General features: G+C 43.8%; 3 protein-coding genes and 1 pseudogene. All 4 read right to left on the bottom strand.

All coding sequences use genetic code 11. The features are described 5' to 3' along the window. The coding region (gene mobQ, locus NSB25_RS28900) for a MobQ family relaxase (protein WP_257479366.1) at positions 1 to 1,366 on the bottom strand (1,366 nt) is incomplete at its 3' end. A gap of 141 nt (positions 1,367 to 1,507) precedes the next feature. Then, the gene (locus NSB25_RS28895) at positions 1,508 to 2,107 is read right to left on the bottom strand and encodes a hypothetical protein (RefSeq protein ID WP_242982657.1); all 600 of its coding nucleotides are present in this window, start codon (positions 2,105 to 2,107) and stop codon (positions 1,508 to 1,510) included. A gap of 139 nt (positions 2,108 to 2,246) precedes the next feature. Continuing rightward, the gene (locus tag NSB25_RS28890; protein ID WP_103242771.1) at positions 2,247 to 2,897 is read right to left on the bottom strand and encodes a hypothetical protein; all 651 of its coding nucleotides are present in this window, start codon (positions 2,895 to 2,897) and stop codon (positions 2,247 to 2,249) included. Positions 2,898 to 3,140: 243 nt separating this feature from the next. Next, positions 3,141 to 3,232, bottom strand: a pseudogene (locus tag NSB25_RS28885) (IS5/IS1182 family transposase); the annotation flags it as partial.

The following is a 3,232-nucleotide window of genomic DNA, read 5'->3' as shown; positions in this document are numbered from 1 at the left end:
CAAGCTGTTCCCGTTCGGATTCCAAATCTTTGCGGGAGTAGGAATTGCCTTTCAGGTTGGCTTTCAAATACCGGACAGCGGCATTGTAAGCGTCCAGTTCCTCCCGGTGGCTCTCCGCAAACTTCTCCTTTTTCTTCTTCCAGCCGATGGCGGCATACTCTGCATGGACTGGCTTGGCGGCTTCGTATTTGTCAATGTAGGAGAGCATGGTACCTATGGCTTTTATCCGCTTCTCGCTTTTTTTCATGTTCCCCATGACGGAAACGGCGGTCTGGCTGATCTCGTCCAGCCGGGTGTCAAAGCTCTCCACGGTGGAGATTCCCTTTTTCCGCAGGAAGTCCATCGCCGTCTGCACTTTATTGTAGTCGGCAACGGTTCCTTTCAGCTTCCCTCTGGAAGTCCAGTCGGCACGTTCCCCGCTCCGCTGCTCCAGATACCGGAATAACAGTTCCGGGAGTGTCGGTTCCTTCGCCTGCTCCAATGCTTCCAGCAATACAGCCTTTTTCTCTTTTAAGTCAGACAGCCATCCCTTTAGGCTCCGTACCATCTGCCGGATGGACTGCATGAGCCGGTTAGCGGTCTTGATGTCCCGGTTCAGGTTTCCGATGTTGGTCTGGATTCCCTTCTTCTCCATCTGGCAGGCGGCAGGCCCCATGTGGACGGTGGGGATTTTATCAATCCCCTGCCGGGCATAGGAGCGCAGGTCTAGCCGTTCCGGGCGGTCGTTGGCTTCCAGATAGCGGTTGGCCGTGTCCGCCCATCCCTGCCGCCAGATTTCGGCGTACTTCCGGTCATTCCAGTCTACCGTGTTCTCCTTGTGGCTTTTCCATCTGCCGGACGGGAGCCGGATGCGTTCCCCGTTTCTGTCAAGGTCGTACACTTTGCGGCTCTTGGGGAGCCATCTGCCTTTTTCGTCCATCGCCCGCATGGTGAGCAGGATATGGGCGTGGGGGTTGCAAATGCCCGGTTTACCGGGCATTGCCCTTGTGTCGTGGATGGCAAAGTCGGCTATCATGCCTTTGGAAACAAAAAACTCCCGGCAGTAGTCACGGACAACGTCGACGTGCTGTTCCGATGGGATTTCCCTTGGGATGGCAAGCACGAACCGCCGGGCAAGCTGGGAGTCCCATTGTTTTTCCTGCACTTCAACAGAGTTCCATAAGGCATTGCGGTCTGCAAACTCCGGCGGCGCATGGGGCGGGAGCAGGATTTCCTTGTGGGTGACTTCGTTCCTGTAAGGATAGTATTTCTGCTCCTGGTCATATTCGGAGAACAGCTTCTCGCCGCTCTGGTAAGCGGCGGCAGAAACGGCGGATTCATTGTTACTCCGCTTGATAATGGTGATTTTATAGTGCGGGCATGGCAAGTGTACGTCCTCCTTTCTCCCGGATTTCGGGCATAGAAAAAGCAGGATAACTTTTTCAGCTTCCTGCTTGGGTGTGCCGCTGGTGTGCGGCGGAATATTTAGTTTTTTGATGGGTTATCAGTTCGACAAACTGGAATTGCATTAAAGCTCTCCGGCAGGAATTTTTTTATTTCTGTATGCCGTAATTAGTTTGTTAAGCCACTCGTCGTCATAGTTTAACACAAGACTATCATAAATCAGTCCAAAGTCATCAGAAACATATTCCGACAGTTCACCGCCGATATTTTCCTCAATTATCATGAACGCCTTTTCTCTTATTTTGCCTTGTTCTTCTTCATTTTTATCTGTATAACTTTGGGTATTTTTCAGTGTCTCTATTTCTTCATTAACTCGACACCATTCAGTATCGAACGGGTCACTATCCCTACTGTCAAGCAATTCATTTAGGTAATCTTCATCAAATATATTGCAGTCGATACTATTAAGGCTTTTCAAAAGTTCATTCATTAAGTCCATATTCTTTTCCTCCATAAAATTTCCAATTTTCATTTTGCTTAATTCCCCGACAAATATCGATTTATCGCTGGCTCTATTATACAGCCTTAACTTGCTATACTGTGCACCGGTAAAATTTGCAGCGCGACCCGACTGCAGACCGCCAGCCAGGTGCTTTCCCGGGGACACCACTGTAAATCCTGGCGGTCTGCAGTATAACGACTCACGCGTCTGACTAAATGACATGTATTTTTCCTAAAGATACAAATTATTTTACACTACCTACCGTAAATGCAAATACTCCATCATACATAACCATAATTCTCCATGATTCAAATAAGAAAATTCTTCATACTCCTTTTCAGATACTTTTTCCTTTCTATAATCAGCTCCTATTTTTTTTTAATTCTTTTTCTATAGTTGAAATATTATGTTCAAAATAAACGCACAAAAGTATTGGAAATTGCTCTATTCGCTTCAATGTTTGTTTAAAATCGCTATCCTTAAAAAATTTTTTTAAAAATACAATTGTCTTACTTTTACTTTCTCCAATTCCATAAATAGATAAACTATATAAATCTTCCGATTCTTCTTTATGATAATAAGCATCAAAGATATTAGGAGTAATATTCATATCTGCCCATGTTGTAGAATACAGTTTTCCGTACATTGTCCACTCTTTAAAAATGTTTGCAGCCAATACCATATCTTCACAAGTCTCTATTCTTGGTAATATGTTTTGATCAAATTCTATTAGTTCTAATCCAGTCTTCCCCTCATATTTCTTATCATAATATATATACTCATGATCAGGTTCACAAATTATTTGTATTGACACTAAGTCCTTTCTAAAACACATATAAAGCCAGTTGGCATCATCATATGCAGCATATATATTATAAGGCCCATCCTCCTCGTTTCTTATAATACTATCCTTTATTTTTTCGATTAGTTCAGATGTTATCTGAGCTTCCTCATAAAAATCAACACTACCCATATACCAATCACACTGTAATTCTTTTATATAAATTTCCATTTTTATGTCCAATCCTTTCGCATTGCTCAAGTCACACCATTTTACAACATTCCTCACGGATAGACAATATTACCCAAATCCAGTATAAAATTACGTTTTATGCTCATGAACGCATTTAATTGCCGCTTTCAGCTCTGGATTGCCGATGCGTTCACTCGTTTTACTGTGCAGGCGGCAATTATTTGCGTTTGTGGGTATAAATTGGATTATGCTAGAGCGTGTTTGAAAATTACCAACTTTTGGTCATTTTATCCAAATTAAGATTGAAGCAAGGCATACGAATCCCATATATGTGAAAGCCAGCTTATCATACCGGGTTGCAATGCGGCGGAATC

It is taken from the genome of Acetatifactor muris, from assembly GCF_024623325.1.
In the GTDB taxonomy this organism is placed as follows: Bacteria; Bacillota; Clostridia; order Lachnospirales; family Lachnospiraceae; genus Acetatifactor; species Acetatifactor muris.
Note: the sequence above shows the minus strand (reverse complement) of the source record. Positions and strands in the feature narration are given on the sequence as shown.

What these genes read in the sequence shown, in the direction of transcription:
- NSB25_RS28890 (WP_103242771.1), bottom strand. Translation starts at nt 2,897, where the DNA reads ATGGAAATTTATATAAAAGAATTACAGTGTGATTGGTATATGGGTAGT.
- NSB25_RS28895 (WP_242982657.1), bottom strand. Translation starts at nt 2,107, where the DNA reads ATGTCATTTAGTCAGACGCGTGAGTCGTTATACTGCAGACCGCCAGGA.